15 protein-coding genes and 1 pseudogene are annotated in these 19,563 nt (G+C 72.2%); 9 read left to right on the top strand and 7 right to left on the bottom strand.

The genetic code is table 11. The features are described 5' to 3' along the window. The 3 genes from ABZ851_RS35820 to ptsP form a co-directional block, all read left to right on the top strand. On the top strand, positions 1 to 222 hold a 222-nt coding region (locus ABZ851_RS35820; protein ID WP_361136659.1), incomplete at its 5' end, for a hypothetical protein. A 204-nt stretch (positions 223 to 426) separates the two neighbouring features. Further along, positions 427 to 876, top strand: a complete 450-nt coding sequence (locus ABZ851_RS35825) for a PTS glucose transporter subunit IIA (RefSeq protein ID WP_361136661.1) — start codon at positions 427 to 429, stop codon at positions 874 to 876. Between the two features lie 77 nt (positions 877 to 953). Further along, entirely contained in the window at positions 954 to 2,624 is a 1,671-nt protein-coding gene (ptsP, locus tag ABZ851_RS35830; RefSeq protein ID WP_088796475.1) for a phosphoenolpyruvate--protein phosphotransferase, read from the top strand. A gap of 102 nt (positions 2,625 to 2,726) precedes the next feature. Here the strand turns inward: ptsP and ABZ851_RS35835 are convergent, their stop codons facing one another. Continuing rightward, the gene (locus ABZ851_RS35835; protein WP_361136663.1) at positions 2,727 to 3,650 is read right to left on the bottom strand and encodes a hypothetical protein; all 924 of its coding nucleotides are present in this window, start codon (positions 3,648 to 3,650) and stop codon (positions 2,727 to 2,729) included. A gap of 147 nt (positions 3,651 to 3,797) precedes the next feature. Continuing rightward, positions 3,798 to 5,828 carry an acetoacetate--CoA ligase gene (locus ABZ851_RS35840; RefSeq protein WP_361136665.1) on the bottom strand — a complete coding sequence of 677 codons (2,031 nt, stop codon included), beginning with the start codon at positions 5,826 to 5,828 and terminating at the stop codon, positions 3,798 to 3,800. Positions 5,829 to 6,169: 341 nt separating this feature from the next. On the opposite strand from ABZ851_RS35840, the gene ABZ851_RS35845 reads away from it, so the two are divergent. Together ABZ851_RS35845 and ABZ851_RS35850 are read left to right on the top strand one after the other, a co-directional pair. Then, a complete protein-coding gene (locus ABZ851_RS35845) occupies positions 6,170 to 8,566 on the top strand; it encodes a TIM-barrel domain-containing protein (RefSeq protein ID WP_361136667.1) in 2,397 nt (798 codons plus the stop codon). A gap of 134 nt (positions 8,567 to 8,700) precedes the next feature. Beyond that, positions 8,701 to 9,546, top strand: a complete 846-nt coding sequence (locus ABZ851_RS35850; protein WP_361136669.1) for a M15 family metallopeptidase — start codon at positions 8,701 to 8,703, stop codon at positions 9,544 to 9,546. A gap of 185 nt (positions 9,547 to 9,731) precedes the next feature. Here ABZ851_RS35850 and ABZ851_RS35855 read toward each other — a convergent pair whose 3' ends face one another. The 4 genes from ABZ851_RS35855 to ABZ851_RS35870 all read right to left on the bottom strand — a co-directional run bounded on the left by ABZ851_RS35855 (position 9,732) and on the right by ABZ851_RS35870 (position 13,922). Next, entirely contained in the window at positions 9,732 to 10,544 is an 813-nt protein-coding gene (locus tag ABZ851_RS35855; RefSeq protein ID WP_361136671.1) for an ABC transporter permease, read from the bottom strand. 23 nt (positions 10,545 to 10,567) lie between these two features. Beyond that, positions 10,568 to 11,416 carry an ABC transporter permease gene (locus ABZ851_RS35860; protein WP_361136722.1) on the bottom strand — a complete coding sequence of 283 codons (849 nt, stop codon included), beginning with the start codon at positions 11,414 to 11,416 and terminating at the stop codon, positions 10,568 to 10,570. A gap of 14 nt (positions 11,417 to 11,430) precedes the next feature. Beyond that, on the bottom strand, positions 11,431 to 12,606 hold the full coding sequence (locus ABZ851_RS35865) for an ABC transporter substrate-binding protein (RefSeq protein ID WP_361136673.1): 1,176 nt from the start codon (positions 12,604 to 12,606) through the stop codon (positions 11,431 to 11,433). A 221-nt stretch (positions 12,607 to 12,827) separates the two neighbouring features. After that, entirely contained in the window at positions 12,828 to 13,922 is a 1,095-nt protein-coding gene (locus ABZ851_RS35870; RefSeq protein WP_361136675.1) for an ABC transporter ATP-binding protein, read from the bottom strand. A 283-nt stretch (positions 13,923 to 14,205) separates the two neighbouring features. Between ABZ851_RS35870 and ABZ851_RS35875 the strand changes: the two are divergent. The 4 genes and pseudogenes from ABZ851_RS35875 to glpK form a co-directional block, all read left to right on the top strand. Next, positions 14,206 to 14,643 (top strand): annotated as a pseudogene (locus tag ABZ851_RS35875) (zinc ribbon domain-containing protein); the annotation flags it as partial. A 222-nt stretch (positions 14,644 to 14,865) separates the two neighbouring features. Next, the gene (locus ABZ851_RS35880) at positions 14,866 to 16,056 is read left to right on the top strand and encodes a lipid-transfer protein (protein WP_361136724.1); all 1,191 of its coding nucleotides are present in this window, start codon (positions 14,866 to 14,868) and stop codon (positions 16,054 to 16,056) included. 353 nt (positions 16,057 to 16,409) lie between these two features. Then, positions 16,410 to 17,177 carry an MIP/aquaporin family protein gene (locus ABZ851_RS35885; RefSeq protein WP_361136677.1) on the top strand — a complete coding sequence of 256 codons (768 nt, stop codon included), beginning with the start codon at positions 16,410 to 16,412 and terminating at the stop codon, positions 17,175 to 17,177. Positions 17,178 to 17,311: 134 nt separating this feature from the next. Beyond that, on the top strand, positions 17,312 to 18,847 hold the full coding sequence (gene glpK, locus ABZ851_RS35890) for a glycerol kinase GlpK (RefSeq protein ID WP_361136679.1): 1,536 nt from the start codon (positions 17,312 to 17,314) through the stop codon (positions 18,845 to 18,847). A gap of 72 nt (positions 18,848 to 18,919) precedes the next feature. Here glpK and ABZ851_RS35895 read toward each other — a convergent pair whose 3' ends face one another. Further along, positions 18,920 to 19,531 (bottom strand): ATP/GTP-binding protein, encoded by a 612-nt coding sequence (locus ABZ851_RS35895; protein ID WP_361136681.1) that lies wholly within the window; start codon positions 19,529 to 19,531, stop codon positions 18,920 to 18,922. Positions 19,532 to 19,563 lie beyond the last annotated feature (32 nt).

The following is a 19,563-nucleotide window of genomic DNA, read 5'->3' on the forward strand; positions in this document are numbered from 1 at the left end:
TCTGGCGTTGACTTTTGGCACGCTGTTGAGTTCTCAAGGAACGGACGCTTCCTTTGGATTCCCTCTCGGGTTTCCTCCGGGCGCTTCCCTTCGGTGTTTCACACTCTATCAGGGCTTTTTCGGCTTTCGAACCGCCGCTTTTCTGCAGACATGCAGAAGCGCGCAATTCTTGTCGCGATCAAGACGCTGGGAGTGCCGCCCACCTCAACCGGACGCAGTTGATTGCGTCCTGGCTGTCCGGGGCAGGTCTCAGACAGTACAGCTCTGCTGTGGGCGAGGCAAATCGATTCGGCGTGCCGCGCGGTGGGCAACCGGCGTCTCTCATGCGGAACCGTCAGTTCTTATGACTTACGCTTCTGAACGGTGCGCCGTCCAGGACAGGTAGTGACGGCGGCCTGATGAATCTCCACCCCTGGGAGGCTTCCCATGACCACCGTGACGTCCCCTCTTGCCGGACGCGCCATCGGACTCGCGGCTGTGCCCGATCCCGTGTTCTCCGGAGCGATGGTGGGTCCCGGTACCGCCATCGATCCGGTGCGTGAGCCGTCTGCTGCGGTTTCGCCCGTGGACGGCGTTCTCGTATCTCTGCACCCGCACGCGTTCGTCGTCGTCGACTCCGAGGGGCACGGTGTGCTCACCCACCTCGGGATCGACACCGTTCAGCTCAATGGCGAGGGCTTCGAGCTGCTCGTGAACAAGGGTGACACCGTCGCTCGTGGGCAGGAGATCGTGCGCTGGAACCCGGCCGCGGTGGAGGCGGCCGGCAAGTCGCCGGTGTGCCCGGTCGTCGCGCTGGAGGCCACTGCCGATTCGCTCGGTGAGGTGAGCGAGGCCGGCGATATCAAGGCCGGTGACCAGCTCTTCTCCTGGCAGTAGCCGGGCGCCGTTCCGTACGGCAGGTACGACATCCACCGCGGCGGCCCGGACCGCCGCATCAACCGGAGACGGGTGCAATGGAGACAACGCTGCGAGGCGTCGGCGTCAGCCACGGCGTGGCGATCGGCGAGGTGCGGCACATGGGCACGGCGGTCCTGGAGCCGCCGGCCAAGCAGATTCCGGCGGACGAGGCGGAGCGCGAACAGGGGCGTGCCCGCCAGGCCGTGGAGGCTGTCGCCGCTGACCTGATAGCGCGGGGCAACCTGGCGGGCGGCGAGGCGCAGGCCGTGCTGGAGGCCCAGGCCCTGATGGCTCAGGACCCCGAGCTGATCGCTGATGTCGAGCGGCGGATCGCCGTCGGTTCCACCGCCGAGCGCGGGGTGTACGACGCGTTCGCCGCCTACCGGGCGCTGCTTGCGGGTGCCGGTGAGTACCTCGCGGGCCGGGTGGCCGACCTCGATGATGTGCGCAACCGGATCGTCGCCCGGCTGCTGGGTGTGCCGATGCCGGGTGTGCCGGACAGCGACGAGCCGTATGTGCTGATCGCGCGGGACCTGGCGCCGGCCGACACCGCGCTGCTGGACCCGACGCTGGTGCTCGGGTTCGTGACCGAGGAAGGCGGGCCGACCAGCCACAGCGCGATTCTTGCGCGGGCGCTGGGGGTGCCGGCCATCGTCGCGCTCCCGGGCGCGGGTGAGCTCGTCGAGGGCACGGTCATCGCGGTCGACGGCAGTACCGGTGAGGTCTTCGTCGAGCCTGGTGCCGAGAAGCGGGCGGCGCTGGAGCAGGCTGCGGCGGAGCGGAGGGCGGCGCTGGCGGCGTCGTCCGGTCCGGGTGCCACCTCCGACGGGCACAAGGTGCCGCTGCTGGCGAACGTCGGTGGTCCCGGTGATGTGGCCGCGGCGGTCGAGGCCGGGGCGGAGGGTGTCGGGCTCTTCCGTACGGAGTTCCTGTTCCTGGACGACAGCAAGAAGGCGCCGTCCGAGGAGAAGCAGGTCGCGGCGTACCGGGCGGTGCTGGAGGCGTTTCCGGAGGGCCGCGTGGTCGTGCGCGTGCTGGATGCCGGGGCCGATAAGCCGCTGGAGTTCCTGACGCCGGGTGATGAGCCGAATCCCGCGCTGGGTGTGCGGGGGCTGCGGACCCTGCTCGACCATCCGGATGTGCTGCGTACGCAGCTCACCGCGCTGGCCAGGGCGGCGGCGGGGCTGCCGGTCTATCTCGAGGTCATGGCGCCGATGGTGGCGGACCGGATCGACGCCAAGGCGTTCGCGGATGCCTGCCGGGAGGCCGGGCTGCGGGCGAAGTTCGGGGCGATGGTGGAGATTCCGTCGGCGGCGCTTCGGGCGCGGTCGATTCTTCAGGAGGTGGAGTTCCTTTCGCTGGGGACCAACGACCTGGCGCAGTACACCTTCGCCGCGGACCGTCAGGTGGGTGCGGTCTCGCGTCTGCAGGACCCCTGGCAGCCGGCGCTGCTGGACCTGGTGGCGGCTTCGGCCGAGGCGGCGAAGGCCGAGGGCAAGAGCTGTGGCGTGTGTGGTGAGGCGGCCTCCGATCCGCTGTTGGCGTGTGTGCTGACGGGGCTCGGTGTCACCAGCCTTTCGATGGGGGCGGCGTCGATTCCTTACGTACGGACGACGTTGTCCAAGCACACGCTGGCGCAGTGCGAGCGGGCGGCGGCCGCGGCGCGTGCCGCGGACACCGCCGACGATGCGCGGGCCGCCGCGCAGGCGGTGCTCTCCGGGGAGTGATCCCGCGCGGCGCGGTGCGTCGTAGGTGTCAGGAGTGTTGATGGCCGTCCCGCCCTTGTGGCGGGGCGGCCATGGTGTTTGGGGGGGGGCCGGGCGGCCCGGTCAGTGGCTGTGCGGGTCGGGTGGGGGTGTGAGGGGGAGGCCGGGGGCGTAGTCGACGCCGTGCTCGGGCGGGATCGGTTCGCCGGTGTCGGCGTCGGTGCAGTAGGCGGTGAAGACCTCGGCGGCGCCGAGGGGGCGGGGCCAGGAGTCGCCGAGGGTCCAGCCGCGGACCGTGTCGTGGGGGTGGTCGCCGGTGGCGTCGCGGGCGGTGGGGGTGGTGGTGCGGGAGACGAGGCCGCCGGGGCTGCGCAGGGCGAAGCCGGCGGCGAGGACCGTGCAGAAGACCAGGGTTTCGGATTCGGCGAGCTGCGGCCGGGCGCCGTCGCGGCCGGTGGCGTGCAGGACGGCCAGGAGGGACGGCTCACCGGCCGCGACGGAGCAGACGAGGTGGTGGGTGCCCTCGCCGAGGGAGGCCAGGAGCTGCTGGAGGGCCTGGGTGGCGCGGGCGAAGGCGAAGCGGGCGAGGTCTTCGCCGCACTCCTCACAGCTGCCGGCGCGGGCCAGGACGCCCGAGGCGTGGTCCCAGGTCGCCTGGCGGTCGGCTTCTTCGACGAGGAGCGGCAGCAGTTCGGCGAGCGGTTCGCCCTGGTAGGTCAGCGTGGCGCCGGTGCGGGCGACTTCGGCGGTGTAGCGGCTGCGGCTGTCGGGGCGGTCCGGGTCCAGGGCGAGGTCCGCGCAGTATTTCTCGTAGGCGGCCGGGTCGAAGAGGCTGAGGGTCGTGAGCACGCCCTGGGCGGCGAGGCCGCGCAGCAGGGTCTCCACCTGCTGGAGGTAGCTGCGGTGGTCGTCGAACGGGAAGGTGGGGTAGCGGCGCATGGCCGTGAAGTCCTGTTCGTCGGCCAGGACGGCGGCGCTGCTCGGGATTTCGCGGCGTAGTGCGCGGCGGGCGGTGGACGGGTCGGTGGGCCGGGATGCTGCTGTCATGACTCCCCCTGAGTGAGATGCGCCGGCTCGGTGTGAGCGGTGGCGGCCGAACATCACTTGTCACTGAGAGTAATCGGGGGGTCTGACAACGCGGCCGGACGCCGGACCGAAGGGCGTGGTGCCCTGGCGGTCCGGCGCGGCGGGGGCCTACTGCGCGCTGTCGGCGGTGCGGTCGCGGGCCACCCGCTCGTAGAACCGGAGCAGTTCGAGGTTGTCGACGGAGCCGGGGTTGACGGCCTTGTCGAGCGGGGTGCCCTGGAGGAGGCGCTTGACGGGGACCTCGATGCGCTTGCCGGTCAGGGTGTGCGGGACGCCGGGGGCCTCGATGATGTCGTCGGGGACGTGGCGGGGTGAGAGCTGTTCGCGGATGGTGCGCTTGATGCGGTCGCGCAGGGCGTCGTCGAGGGTGGCGCCGGGGGCGAGGTGGACGAAGAGCGGCATCCAGTAGCCGCCGTCGGGCAGTTCCAGGCCGATGACCAGGGATTCGCGGATCTCCGGGAGCCGTTCGACGGCTTCGTAGATGTCGGCGGAGCCCATCCGGACGCCCTGGCGGTTGAGGGTGGAGTCGGAGCGGCCGTGGATGACGACGCTGCCGCGGGAGGTGACGGTGATCCAGTCGCCGTGCCGCCAGACGCCGGGGTACATGTCGAAGTAGCTGTCGTGGTAGCGGGTGCCGTCGGGGTCGTTCCAGAAGCGGGTGGGCATGGACGGCATGGGATGGGTGACGACGAGTTCGCCGACCTCGTCGATGACCGGCTTGCCCTGGGGGTCCCAGGCCTGGAGGTCGGTGCCGAGGCAGGCGGCCTGGAGTTCGCCGATGTGGACGGGGAGGGTGGGGACCGCGCCGGCGAAGCAGCTGCAGACGTCGGTGCCGCCGCTGACGGAGGCGGTCCACAGGTCGGCGCCGCTCTCGGCGAAGGAGTCGTGCAGCCAGCGGAAGCCGTCCGGCGGGAGCGGGGAGCCGGTGGTGGCGACGCAGGTGACGGCGGAGAGGTCGAGGTCGCGGGCCGGGTGGATGCCGGCCTTGCGGCAGGCCATGACGTAGGCGGCGGAGGTGCCGAAGACGGTGGCGCGGGTGGCTTCGGCGACCCGCCACTGGGCGGAGATGTCGGGGTGGCCGGGGCTGCCGTCGTAGAGCACGATCGTGGCGCCCACCAGGAGGCCGGCGACGAGGAAGTTCCACATCATCCAGCCGGTGGAGGTGTACCAGAAGAACCGGTCGTCGGGGCCGAGGTCGCAGTGCAGGCCGGTCTGCTTGAGGTGTTCGAGGAGGATGCCGCCCTGGGACTGGACGATGGCCTTGGGCAGGCCGGTGGTGCCGGAGGAGTACAGGACCCACAGGGGGTGGTCGAAGGGGAGCTGTTCGAAGGCCGGTTCGGTGTCGTTCGAGGTCAGGTCCGACCAGTTCAGGGCGCCTTCGGGGGCGGGGGTGCCGAGCAGCGGGATGTGGACGACGGCGCGCAGGGTGGGGAGTTCGGCGCGGAGTTCGGCGACCGTGTCGCGCCGGTCGTGCTCCTTGCCGCCGTAGCGGTAGCCGTCGACGGTGAACAGGACGACGGGTTCGATCTGCTGGAAGCGGTCCAGCACGCTGCGGGCGCCGAAGTCGGGGGCGCAGGAGGTCCAGACGCCGCCGACCGCGGCGGTGGCGAGGAGGGCGACGACGGCCTGCGGGATGTTCGGGACGTAGGCGCTGACCCGGTCGCCGGGGCGGACGCCGAGGCGGCGGAGTTCGGCGGCCAGCGAGCCGACCCGGTCGCGCAGCTCCGCCCAGGTGACCGGGGTGGGCTCATGGGTCTCGTCGACGTACAGCAGCGCGGGATCGCCGGCGCGGGCCGGGTCCTCGGCGGCGCGCAGGGTGTGCTCGGCGTAGTTGAGGGTGGCGCCGGGGAACCAGCGGGCGCCGGGCATCGCGCGGTCGGCGAGGACGGTTTCGTACGGGGTGGCGAAGCGGACGTCGAACCACTCGGCGGTGGCCTGCCAGAAGGCGGGGAGGTCGTCGACGGACCAGCGGTGCAGGGCGGCGTAGCTCGTGGCGGGGTCGCCGGGGGTGGGGGCGGGCGCGCCGTGGTGCGCGGCCGCCCAGGTGTGGAAGCGGGTGACCTGTGCGCCGGCGATCCGGTCCGGGCCTGGTTGCCAGAGGGGTTCCGGCTGCGGGGCGGACTGCGGTGCGGTGGTCATGATGCGGCTCCCGGGCGGTTACGCGTCGTGGGCGTCGGGCGCGCACGGCGGTGAGGTTCCCCCGGCCCAGTGGGTGGGCGTGTGCGCGCGACACGGCTTGCCTGGACGATGCCACGTGATCGACTTGTGCACCAGGGTGGGCTGCCCACATTCGGGGGGTGGCGGGTGTGGTGCCGGCACGTGCCGCGGCCCGGTTCCGGGGATCGTGGGGGGACATACGGCGGGATTCGGCCATCGGGTGACGAGCCGCGGGCCTGAGGGTGGCCGAGCGTGACCCCGTGCAGGTGAACGGCAGTTGAACGGTGCCCGCGCACCCCGCCGTCAATGGGAGGCTGACCGGCATGGACGGGCGGGATCTGGTGCGGTCGGTACGGATGATCAAGGCGGTCGGGCCGGCGCAGGGGCTACGGTCCGTGCGTACGGCGTGGCGGGCGCGGCGGGCGGATGCGCTGGCGCTGCCGCGGCGCACCGCCGAGCGGGCCCGGGTGCCGGGGGCGGCTCGCGGCGCGGAGCCCCAGCCGGGCGGCGGGCTGATCCACTTCGAACGGTCGTCGCTGCGGGTGCGGGTGGCCTCGGGCGGTGCGGTGTTCTGCGGCTGGGAGGGTGCCGAGCCGGAACCGTCGTACGCGCTGGCCGGGGCGTGTCCCGAGGTGGACGCCCGGGTGGTGCTGGAACCCGACACCGAGGGCGGCTGGCGGGTGGTCTCGGAGCGGGTGCTGGTGGTGGTGTCCCGGCACGGTGCGGTGGAGGTGCGGACGCCCGGCGGGGCGGTGCTGCGGCGGGAGTTGCCGCCGCGCTGGTGGGACCGCACGGCCGCGGAGGGAGCGGGCGGGCGGCCCGGAGGGAGCGGCGCCTCGCGCTGGGTGCAGCGGGCGCAGGTCGCCGCCGATGCCCGGTTCTTCGGGCTCGGCGGCCGGGCGCACGGGCCGCGGCTGCGGGACGGGGCGTACCGGCTGTGGAACACGGATCCGGGCGGCGCCTTCGCACCGGGGGACGATCCGCTGTCGCTGACGATGCCGGTGCAGCTGGTGGTGGCGGACGCCGGTACGCATCTGGTCTTCCACGACAACTCCTGGGACGGCCGGGTGACGCTGCGCGAGGGCGCGGAGGGTGCGGGCTCGGGGCATGACCGGCCGGGCACCTGTGAAGTGCGGATGGACGGCGGACCGCTGCGCTACTGGGTGTTGGCGGGCACCCCGGCCCGGGTGCTGCAGGGCTGGACGGCGCTGACCGGGGCGCCCGCGCTGCCGCCGCAGTGGGCACTGGGGTACCAGCACGCCCGCTGGGGGTTCGGCGGTCAGGCCGAGGTGCGCCGGGTGGTGGCGGGCTACCAGGAGCGCGGGCTTCCGCTGTCCGCCGTCCATTTGGACATCGACCATTACGACCGGCACCGGGTCTTCACCGTCGACCGGCAGCGCTATCCGGATCTGCCCGGCCTGGCGCGGGAGTTGCGGGCGGACGGGGTGCGGCTGGTGTCGATCGTGGATCCGGCGGTGAAGGCGGAGCCGGGGGACACGGTGTACGAGGGCGGGGTGGCGGCGGATGCCTTCGTACGGGACGCGCGCGGGCGGGAGGTGCGCGGGGTGGTGTGGCCGGGCGAGTCGGTGTACCCGGATTTCACCGATGCGCGGGCGCGCAAGTGGTGGGGGGCGCTGTACGCGGAACGGCTGGCGCAGGGCTTCTCCGGCGTGTGGCACGACATGAACGAGCCGGTCTCCTTCGCCGCGTTCGGGGAGCGGACGCTGCCACGCTCGGCACGGCACTCCCTGGAGGGCCGGGGCGGCGATCACCGGGAGGCGCACAACGTCTACGGCCTGGCCATGGCACGGGCCGGCTTCGAGGGGCTGTGCGAACTGCGGCCCGCCGAGCGGCCCTTCCTCTTCTCCCGTTCGGGCTGGGCGGGACTGCAGCGCTACGGCGGCAGCTGGTCGGGCGATGTGGCGACGGGCTGGGCGGGGCTGCGGGCTTCGCTGTCGCTGGTGCTGGGGCTGGGGCTGTGCGGGGTCCCGTACAGCGGTCCCGATATCGGCGGGTTCTCCGGGGTGCCGTCCCCCGAGCTGTATTTGCGGTGGTTCCAACTGGGGGCCTTCCTGCCGCTGTTCCGTACGCATTCGGCGCTCGGGGCGGGGCGGCGGGAGCCGTGGGAGTACGGGGACGAGGTGCTGGGACACGCCCGTACGGCGCTGCGCGAACGGCAGCGGCTGCTGCCGTACTTCGGGACGCTGGGCCAGCTGGCGCGGCTCACCGGCGCGCCGTACGTACGGCCGGTGTGGTGGAGCGCGCCCCGGGACCGGGCGCTGCGGGACTGCGAGGACGCCTTTCTGCTGGGGGATGCGCTGCTGGTGGCGCCGGCGCTGGCGGCGGGCGTCACCCGGCGGCCGGTGCGGCTGCCGCGTGGCCGGTGGTACGACACCGCGACCGGGCGGGCGTACGACGGTCCCGGGCAGGTGTGGGTGGAGGCGCCGCTGTCGCGGATACCGGTACTGGCGCGGGCCGGTGCCGTGCTGCCGGTGACCGGGGCGGACGGCGGGACGGAGCTGGAGGTCTGGGCGCCGGCGGCCGGGCGCGGGGGCAGCGGGCTGGTGGTGCCGGACGCCGGGGACGGCTGGCAGCGGCCGACGGTGGAGCGGTTCACCTCGCGGTGGGAGGGCGACCGGGTGGTCGTGGAGCGGCGGGACGGGGGCACGGTGGGGTATCCGGTGCGGGTGCGGGGGCTGGAGGACGAGGTGGAGGCGTAGCGGGCTGCGCGGCGGAGTGGTTGCGCGGTTGAGCGGCTGCCCGCCGGAGTCGTTGAGCAGTTGAGCGGCTGCGCGGGTCGAGCAGTTGTGCGGCGGGGCTTCCCTCCCCCTGCCGCGCCTGGTAGACGGGGGCCATGCCGAGACTTGCTGCCGCGCTGCGCGGCCTTGCCGCCGCTGCCGCCGCGCTGATCACTGTGGCCGCTGTCCCTTCGGGTGCGGCGGCGGACACCGCCCCGCGCCGCCCGGCGCCGTCGTCGCATCCGGGCAACGGGACCGAGGCGCCGGAGGAGTTCGTCGCGCTGCGGGACGTGGATCCCACCGTCCTCCAGGAGATGCGCTACTTCACCCCGCACGACTTCATGGGAGAGCGGGTGACCGGCTACCGGGCGCCGATGTGCCTGCTGACCCGGGACGCGGCACGGGCGTTGCACCGGGCGCAGCGCTCGTTCCTGCGCCGCGGGTACTCCCTCAAGGTCTATGACTGCTACCGGCCGCAGCGCGCGGTGAACCACTTCGTGGCCTGGGCCAAGGACCTCGGCGACCAGCGGATGAAGGCCGAGTTCTATCCGCGGGTCGACAAGTCGACGCTGTTCCGGGACGGCTATATCGCAAAGAAGTCCGGGCACAGCAGGGGCAGCACCCTCGATCTGACGCTGGTGCGGCTGCCGGCCCTGCCCACCCGGCCGTACGTCCCCGGGGAGCCGCTGTCCTCGTGCTACGGCCCGAAGGCGGCCCGTTTCCCGGACAATTCGCTGGACATGGGCACCGGCTTCGACTGCTTCGACACGCTGGCGCACACCCTCGATCCGCGGATCACGGGCGAACAGCGGGCCAACCGGCTGCTGTTGAAGGACGGCCTGGAGCGCGCCGGATTCGTCAACTACGACAAGGAGTGGTGGCACTACACCTTCACCCCGGAGACGTTTCCGGACACCTACTTCGACTTCCCGGTCGCGTGGCGGTCGCTCGTACGGCACTGACCGGGCGCGCGCGCCGCCGACGGGCCGGGGCACCGAATCACCCCCGTCGATCCCGTGCCCCGGACCCTGCTGTGAGGGACGCGGCCGGACCGCGTCCGGTTCGACGGACGTCCGCGGAGTCACCCTTTCGGGGAACCAGCGTCCTCGTGCGCGTCCGGCCGGGAGCCGGACGCCGGTCCGTACGCTCAGAGCCGGCCGCCCGCGGTGTCCGACGAGAGTCGCTGGGCGGCGTACACCGGGATGACCGACAGGGCGATCAGCAGCGCGGCGAGCACATCGACGACCGGCGCCTGGTGGGGGCGGGCCAGGTTCTCGTAGATCCAGATCGGCAGCGTCTTGGTGCCCGCGCCCGCCGTGAAGGTGGTCACCACGACCTCGTCGAAGGAGAGCGCGAAGGCCAGCAGCGCGCCGGCGAACAGCGCCGGGCGCAGCGCCGGGAAGGTGACGTACCGCAGGGTCTGCCAGGGGCGGGCGCCCAGGTCGGCGGAGGCCTCGGCCAGGGACGGGGCGATGCGGCGGAGTCGGGCGGCGACGTTGTTGAAGACGATGACGACGCAGAAGGTGGCATGGCCGACCACGACCGTGAAGAGGCCGAAGCCGATGCCCAGCGGCGCAAGGACGGTGCGGAAGGCGGCGTTGAGGGCGATGCCGGTGACGATGCCGGGCAGGGCGATCGGCAGCACGATCAGGAACGAGACGGTCTGCCGTCCGAAGAAGCGGTGGCGGTGCACGGCGAAGGCCGCGAGCGAGCCGAGGAGCAGGGCGACGGCGGTGGCTCCCAGGCCCGCCCGCAGCGAGGTCCACAGGGCATCGCGGGCGCCCGCGCTGTGCAGGGCGCGGCTCCACCACTCGCCGGTCAGCGCGCGGGGCGGCCAGGCGAACGAGGGGTCGGCGTTGACGGAGTTGAGCAGGACCAGGAGCAGGGGGAGGTAGATCAGGGCCAGACCGGCGGCCGTGAGGCAGCCGAGGACGATCCGGGCGGTGCGGGTGAGGTGCATCCGGCTGCCTCCTTCGGTTCCGGTCAGAGCGAGTCGAGCGCGCCGGCCCGGCGGACGGCGGCGAGGTAGCAGACGACGAGGGCGACCGGGACCGCGGAGAGCGCCGCGGCGAGCGGCAGATCGAGAGTGACCTGAGAGGCGATGACATTGCCCAGGAGCTGGGTGCGGCCGCCGACGATCTGCACGGTGAGGTAGTCGCCGAGGGAGAGCGAGAAGGTGAAGACGGAACCCGCCAGGAGTGCGGGGCGGACGGCGGGGGCCACGACGGAGCGCAGGGTCCGCAGGGTGCCCGCGCCCAGGTCGGCGGAGGCCTCCAGCTGGTGGGCGGGCAGCCGTTCCAGGGCGGCGTGGACCGGCAGGATCATGTACGGCAGCCAGAGGTAGGCGAGCACGAGCACGACGGCGGCCGCGCCGTATCCGGGTCCGTGCAGGCCGAGCGGGGCGAGTGCCGCGTTGACGATGCCGTGCTCGCCGAGCATCACCCGCCAGGCGTACGCCTTGACCAGATAGCCGGCCCACAGCGGGGTCAGCACGGCCACCAGCAGGGCGCGGCGCAGCCGCCCGGCCGCCACCCGCGCCATGAAGAAGGCCATCGGCAGCGCGAGCAGGGCATCGAGGAGCGTGACGGCGACGGCGATACCGAGGGTGCGCAGCGCGACGGTGCGGTAGACGGTGGTGGTGAGGACGTCGCGGAAGTTGTCGGTGGTCCAGGTGCGGACGACATCCGAGGTGAAGGGGTCGGTGGTCCAGAAGGCGGACAGCAGGAGGACGGCGAGGGAGCCGAGGTAGGCGAGGACCAGCCACAGGAGCGGCGGGGCGAGGAGCGCGGCGAGCCGGCCGCGGGCGCGGGGCTCGTGGCGCGGGGCGGACACCCGGGCGCCCGCGCTCAGCCCTTGATCTCCGTCCAGGCGCGGGTCCACTCCGCGTAATCGGTGCACTTGACGTTCTTGCGGCCGTCGAGGCACTGCGGGACGGGGGTGGTCCAGAAGTGGACGCGGCGGTAGTAGGCCTCGTCATCGGCGTGGTAGACGGCGCAGTGCCGGGGGTCGGCGGTCTCCTTGCAGGCCTTGGCGTTGGCGGGTGCCTCGCCGAAGTACTCGGCGACCTGGGCGTTCACCTTCGGGGAGACGATCCAGTTGAGCCACTTGTAGGCGCAGTTGGGGTGGGCGGCCTTGGCGGAGACCATCCAGGTGTCGGACCAGCCGGTGGCTCCCTCCTTGGGGAGGACCGCCTTGACGGGGGCCTTTTCCGCGGCGGCGGTGTTGGCGATGACCTGCCAGGTGGTGCCGAGGACACTGTCACCGCCCTTGAAGGCGGTGACCTCCTTCTGGTAGTCGCTCCAGTATTCACCGATCTGCTGCCGCTGCTTCTTCAACAGGGCCACGGCGGCGTGGAGTTGGGTGCGGTCCAGGGCGTACGGATCTTTGATGCCGAGCGCGGGACGGGTCTTCATCAGGTAGAGAGCGGCGTCGGCGATGTAGATGGGCGAGTCGTAGGCGGTGACCTTGCCCGCGTACTTCGCGGCGCCGTCGAAGACGGCCTTCCAGGAGTCGGGGGCCGGGGAGACCTTGTCGGTGCGGTACATCAGCAGATTGGCGCCGCGGCCGTGCGGGATGCCGTACATCTTCCCGTCCTTGGAGTTGAACGGGCGCATCTTCAGGCCGCTGAAGACGTCGCGGTAGTTCGGTACCAGACGGGTGTTCACGGGCGCCACGTCCCCGGCGGCGATCAGGCGCAGGGTGGCGTCGCCGGAGGCGGACACGGTGTCGTACTGGCCGGTCTTCATCAGCGAGACCATCTCGTCGGAGGTTCCGGCGGTCTTGGTGTTGACCTTGCAGCCGGTCTGCTGCTCGAAGGGGTGTACCCAGTCGGCCTTGGGGTCGTTGGAGCCGTCCTCGGCGTAGCCGGCCCAGGCGATGATGTCGACGCGGCCCTCGCCCTTGCCGACGCTCCGCTGTTCGGCGGCTCCCCCGCCGTGCGTTCCGCCGCCGGAGCTGCAGGCGGCGGCCAGCGCCAGGACCCCGGCCGCCACTGCGGCCTTCCACGGATTCGCATTGCGCATGGTGAACTCCCGCTGTCGCACCCGGCTGTCGAGCCCCGCCAGTATCCGGAAGCTGACCGTCTGCCACCAGAGCGCGTCGGGAACCGGGATGCGCCCCGGTGCGTTGTACGACGATCACTCAGGAGGCATCGGCCGCGGCGGAACAAGTCGCCTGAGCTGCGGTATCGACCTCTCCTGGGCAGCGGGCCCCGCCGGACACCGGCCTCGGCCCGGCAACGGCCTCAGCCCGGCAGCGGTAGGGCGTCGGCGGCGTTCCACAGTAGATGGACGGCGGCGCCCGGCCGGGCGGCGTCCGGCAGGTCCGTGGAGTTCAGCCGCACGACGGTGAGCTGGTCGTCGCCCGCGTCGAGGCGGACCACCACGCGCGTATGGGCACCGACGTGCGCGATCTCGGTGACCCGGCCGGGCACACACCGCTCCCCCGGCCCCGGGGCGACGTCCGGGCCGCCGTTCGGGCCGCCATCCGGAGCGACGATCCGGATCCGCTCAGGGCGGAGGCTGTACGTGCCCGGGGCGCCGATCACACGGACCGCGGCCTGGTCGCGCAGCAGGTTGGTGGTACCGATGAAGCCCGCGACGAACGCGGTGGCCGGACGGTCGTAGATCTCCAGCGGCGAGCCGGTCTGCACGATACGGCCGCGGTCGAGCACGGCGAGGCGGTCGCTGAGCGTCAGCGCCTCCTCCTGGTCGTGGGTGACGAGGAGGAAGGTGACGCCGGTGGCGCGCTGGATGCGCTGGAGTTCCCGCTGCATTTCCTGCCGCAGCTGGAGGTCGAGCGCGCCGAGGGGTTCGTCGAGCAACAGCAGACCGGGGTCGTCGATCAGGGCGCGGGCCAGGGCGACGCGCTGGCGCTGGCCGCCGGAGAGCTGGTCGGGCCGGCGCGGGCCGTGGTCGTCGAGGCGTACGGTGCGCAGGGCCGCACGGGCACGGGCGAGGCGTTCGGGTTTGCGCACCCCGGCGACGGTGAGGGCGTAGGCGACGTTCTGCTCGACGGTCATATGGGGGAAGAGCGCGTAGTCCTGGAAGACGGTGTGGACGTCGCGGCGGCTGGGCGGAAGTGCGGTGACCTCGCGGCCGGCGAGTTCGATACGGCCCGAGGCGGGCCGTTCGAAGCCGGCGATCAGGCGCAGCAGGGTGGTCTTGCCCGAGCCGGAGGGGCCGAGGAGGGAGAAGAACTCACCTTCCCGGATGGTGAGCTCGGCGCCGTCGACGGCACGTAGCGCACCGAATTCCTTGGTGACGGCGGTGAGCCGTACGGCGGGCGGCGCGGCTGCCGTGGGGGCGGGACGGGCGTCGGTACGGGCGGCTTCGGTCACGGGCGCTCCCCCTCGTGAACGGCTTGATCGCCCGGCGACTGTACCGGGGTTTCCGTGCGGGGCGGCAGCGTGTCACACTCCTGACGGACCGTCAGTTCGTCAGTTCGTCAGTTCCGTCAGTTCGGTCAAGCTCCATCAGCTCCATCAGCTCCATCAGCTCCATCAGCTCCATCAGTTCCATCAGTTCCATCAGTTCGTTCCGTTGTTCCGTTGCTTTGTTGCTTCGTTGCTTTCGTTGCTTCGTTGCGTTTCGTTGTGGTCGGTCTGCGGTCGGGGAGGGTCTGTGGCACAGACACGGAAGCCGGTGGTGCCGGGGTGGTTCGATCAGGACGCGGCGGGATTCCGGCTGCTGGGGACGCGTTGCCGGGCCTGTGGTGCGGTGTTCTTCCCCCGCGAGGACGCCTTCTGCCGCAACCCCGCGTGCGGGGGTGACGAGCTGGCGGAGGTGCCGCTGTCCCGGCGCGGCACGGTCTGGTCCTACACCGACGCGCGCTACCGTCCGCCCTCCCCCTACGTCTCCGGTCCGGAGGCCGAGTGGCGGCCGTACGCCTTGGTCGCCGTGGAGCTGGCGGAGGAACGGATGGTGGTCCTCGGGCAGGCTGCGCCGGGCGTCCGCGCCGCGGATCTGCGCGTGGGCATGGAGGTCGAGCTGGTGCCCGGGACCGTCGCCGGGGGCGAGGGGGACGACGGGGACGTGCGGACGACGTGGCATTGGCGGCCGTGCGGGCGGGGTCCGGGGGCTGTGGCGGAGAGCGCGAGCGACGGGCCGCGGGCGGAGACCGCATCTCTACACCCGCCCACCCCCCGAAGGGGGGTGGGCGGCGGGGAAAAAACCAAGGGCGGGGGTGGGCGGCGGGTAGGGGGAGGCCCGGAGCACCCCGAAACCGCCTCCTCCGGCCACATGGGCGTGGCCCAAGACCTGGCCATGGCCGGAGACACGGCCATGCCCGGCGACGTGGCCGTACTGGGCGCCGGTATGCACCCCTGGGGCAAGTGGGGGCGCAGCTTCGTCGAGTACGGCACGAAGGCGGCCAGGGAGGCGCTTGCCGACGCCGGGCTCGACTGGCGCGCCGTGCAGAGCGTCGTCGGCGCCGACACGGTACGTGGCGGCTACCCCGGTTATGTGGCGGGCGCGACCTTCGCCAAGGCGCTGGGCTGGCAGGGCGCCCGGGTGACCAGCGTCTACGCCGCCTGTGCATCCGGCGCGCAGGCCATCGGCGCCGCGCGGGCACAGATCCTCTCGGGGATGGCGGAGGTGGCCCTGGTGGTGGGCGCCGACGCCGCGCCCAAGGGCTTCTTCACCCCGGCGGGCGGCGACCGGCCCGACGATCCCGACTGGCTGCGGTTCCGGGTACTGGGCGCCACCAACCCGGCGTACTTCGGGCTGTACGCGCGCCGCCGGATGGCGCTGTACGGGGAGACGACCGACGACTTCGCCCAGGTGAAGGTCAAGAACTCGGCAGCGGGCGCGGCCAATCCGTATGCCCGCTACCGCAAGCGGGTCACCGTACGGGAGGTCGCCGCGTCGGCCGTGGTCTGCGATCCGCTGCGGCTGCTGGACATCTGTGCCACCTCCGACGGCGCCGCGGCGCTGGTCCTGACCAGCATGGACTTCGCCCGGCGGCACGGCGTCACGGATCCGGTTCGGATCCGTGCCGTCTCCACCGCCACCCCGCGGTATCCGCGGACCGTACTGGATCTGCCGGACATCGCCACCGATTCCGCGGCCGCCGTTCCGGAGCCGGAGGCCGGCTTCCGGGCATCGATCGCGCACACCGCCTACGAGGAGGCCGGGGCCGGACCCGAGGATCTGTCCCTGGCCGAGGTCTACGACCTGTCCACCGCGTTGGAGTTGGAGTGGTACGAGGACCTGGGGCTGTGCGGCGCCGGTGAGGCGGCCAAGCTGCTGCGGGACGGGGCGACGGCGCTGGGTGGGCGGCTGCCGGTGAATGCCAGTGGTGGTCTGGCCTCCTTCGGGGAGGCGGTACCGGCCCAGGCCATCGCCCAGGTCTGTGAGCTGACCTGGCAGTTGCGGGGGCAGGCGGGCGCGCGGCAGGTGGCGGATGCCCGGGTGGGGGTGAGTGCCAACCAAGGGCTTTTCGGGCACGGGTCGGCGGTGGTCGCGGTGCGGTGACCCGGCGGTGCCGTGCCCCGGCGGTGCGGTGTCCCAGCGGTGCGGTGACCCGGCGGTGCGCGACGCCGTGACCGTGGTGGACGCGCGTGGCGTGAGAACCCGCGGACGACCCGACGCACGGCCCCCGCGCAGCCCGTCGGCAGCCGTCGGAAACCATCGATGGCATCAGCAGCCTCCCGGTGCGCGACCTTGACGCCCCCTCATCACCGGTGAACACTTCCGGATGCCAGTTCGACATCGCCGCACTCAGGCACACCCCGGCCGGGTGGCAGCGGTTGTCCGCTGCCCGCCGGTGGCACGCACCCTGCACGGAGGACCGGGGGACGTCCCCGGGCGAGGGCCAAGGAGCCGTCATGTATTCCAATGGGGACATCGTCGTCGGTGAAGTGATCGGCACCGCGATACTCATACTCTTCGGGGCCGGTGTGTGCGCCGCCGTCACCCTGCACTACTCCAAGGCGAAGGACGCCGGCTGGGTCGTGATCGCCTTCGGCTGGGGCATGGGCGTACTGGCCGGCGCCTACACCGCGGCGCCGCTGTCCGGCGGGCACCTCAACCCCGCGGTGACGCTCGGCTCGGCGGTCACGGGCGGCACCGAGTGGTCGAAGGTGCCGCTGTACATCGTGGCCCAGATGGCCGGTGCGGCGATCGGCGCCGTACTGGCCTGGGGGCTGTACTACGCGCAGTTCGCCGCCAACGCGGAACGGGACAAGGCCCAGCCGACGCTGGGGATCTTCTCCACCGGCCCGGAGATCCGCAAGCCGGCCGCCAACCTCGTCACCGAGATCATCGCCACCGTCGGTCTGGTGCTGCCGCTGCTGTTCTTCGGCCGGAACCCGGGCATCGGTATCGGCCAGGTCCCCGGCGAGCACGTCGGCGTCTACGGCTCCGGGATCAATGTGCTGCTGGTCGCCCTGCTGGTCGTCGGGATCGGGCTGTCGCTGGGCGGGCCCACCGGCTACGCCATCAACCCCGCCCGTGACCTCGGACCGCGTCTGGTGCACGCGCTGCTGCCGATCCCCAACAAGGGTTCCTCGGACTGGAGTTACTCCTGGATCCCGGTGGCCGGGCCGCTGATCGGCGCGGTGCTGTCCGGCCTGGTCTACAACGCGGCGTTCTGACCCCGGCCGGGGCGTGTCAGCCCGAGCGATCCCATGCCCCGGGGCACCGGGCACCGGGGACCGGGCACGGGCCCCGCCCCCGGCGCCCAGGCCCCGCTGCACCCACTCACCAGGACTTCAGGAGGCGTGACGGCATGACGGAGCGAACCGGGAAGACCGAGAAGTACGTAGCCGCGATCGACCAGGGCACCACCTCCAGCCGCTGCATCATCTTCGACCACAGCGGGGCGGTCGTCGCCGTCGACCAGCGCGAGCACCGGCAGATCTTCCCCAGGCCGGGCTGGGTGGAGCACGACGCCACCGAGATCTGGTCGAAGGTGCAGGCCGTGGTGGCGGGCGCGCTGACCGGGGCGGGGCTGCGCGCGGACCAGCTCAGTGCGCTGGGCATCACCAACCAGCGGGAGACCACGGTCCTGTGGGACCGGGTCACCGGCAGGCCGGTGCACCACGCGATCGTCTGGCAGGACACCCGTACCTCCCAGCTGTGCGCGGAACTGGGCGGCGCGGACGGCCAGGACCGGTTCCGTGCGGCCACCGGACTCCCCCTGGCCAGCTACTTCTCCGGGCCGAAGGCCGCCTGGCTGCTGGACGAGGTGCCGGGGCTGCGGGCCCGGGCCGAGCGCGGCGAGATCGCGTTCGGCACCATCGACTCCTGGCTGATCTGGAATCTGACCGGCGGCACCGACGGCGGGGTGCATGTCACCGATGTGACCAACGCGGGCCGCACGATGCTGATGAACCTCGCCACCCTCCAATGGGATCCGGCGATCCTGTCGGCGATGCATGTGCCGGCCGCGATGCTGCCGGAGATCAGGTCGTCGGCCGAGGTGTACGGCACGGCCGTGGGGCAACTGCACGGCGTGCCGGTGGCGTCCGCCCTCGGCGACCAGCAGGCGGCCGTCTTCGGCCAGACCTGTTACGGCGTCGGCGAGGCCAAGAACACCTACGGCACCGGCTCGTTCCTGCTGCTGAACACCGGAAACCGCCCGGTCCCGTCCAAGAACGGGCTGCTGACGACCATGGGCTACCAGCTCGCCGGCGAGCCGCCGGTCTACTGTCTGGAGGGCTCCATCGCCGTCACCGGCTCGCTGGTGCAGTGGTTCCGCGATCAGCTGGGCATCATCGCGTCGGCCGAGGAGATCGAGCCGCTGGCGGCGAGCGTCCCGGACAACGGCGGGGCGTATGTCGTGCCGGCGTTCTCCGGCCTGTTCGCGCCCTACTGGCGGTCCGACGCCCGCGGCGTGATCACCGGTCTGACCGGGTTCGTCACCAAGGCGCATCTGGCGCGCGCCGTACTGGAGGCGACCAGCTGGCAGACCCGGGAGGTGGTGGACGCCATGTTCCAGGATTCGGGCGTGCGGATCACCCAGCTCAAGGTCGACGGGGGCATGACCGCCAACCACCTGTTGATGCAGCATCAGGCGGATGTGCTGGACGTACCGGTGATCCGCCCGGTGATCTCGGAGACCACCTGTCTGGGCGCGGCGTACGCGGCCGGTCTGGCGACCGGTGTCTGGCAGGATCTCGACGAGTTGCGGACCCACTGGAAGCGGGACACGCAGTGGACCCCGCGGATGGACGCGCAGACCCGTGACCGCGAGTTCGCCAACTGGCGCCGGGCCGTGGAGCGCAGCTTCGGCTGGCTGGCCGAGGACGGCTCGGCGGGGTAACGGCGCCGGCAGCGCGCAGACGTACGCCCCGTACCCCGGACGGCGGGGTACGGGGCGTACTTCCGCGCCCCGTCAGGGGAGCGCGGGCTCCCGGCGGCGGGCGCCGGCCTCCCTGGCATGCTCGACGACGGAGATCAGCACATCCCGCGCGGAGTCCTTGCGGCGGGCATCACACAGCATCACCGGCACCTGGGGGTCGAGGTCCAGGGCGTCGCGTACGGATTCCGGCGGGTAGCGGTCGGCGCCGTCGAAGCAGTTGACGGCGACCGTGAAGGGCAGTCCGCGCCGCTCGAAGTAGTCGATGGCGGCGAAGCTGTCCGCCAGCCGCCGGGTGTCCGCCAGCACCACCGCACCGAGCGCGCCCCGGGCGAGTTCGTCCCACAGGAACCAGAAGCGGTCCTGCCCCGGGGTGCCGAACAGGTACAGGACCAGTTCGTCGTGGACGGTGATCCGCCCGAAGTCCATGGCGACGGTGGTGGTGGTCTTGCTCTCCACCCCGTCGAGGTCGTCGAGCGGCCGCCCCGCCTCGGTCAGCCGCTCCTCGGTACGCAGTGGTTTGATCTCGCTGACGGCACCGACCAGGGTGGTCTTACCGACCCCGAATCCGCCCGCGACCAGGATCTTGAGCGTCACCGGCTCGACGGCGGTGGACCGTCGGCGGCGATCGGATCGCCCGAAGGCCATGGGATTCTTCTCCTGAATTGCCGTGTATACGG

The organism is Streptomyces sp. NPDC047049, from assembly GCF_040643995.1.
Lineage (GTDB): Bacteria > Actinomycetota > Actinomycetes > Streptomycetales > Streptomycetaceae > Streptomyces > Streptomyces mooreae.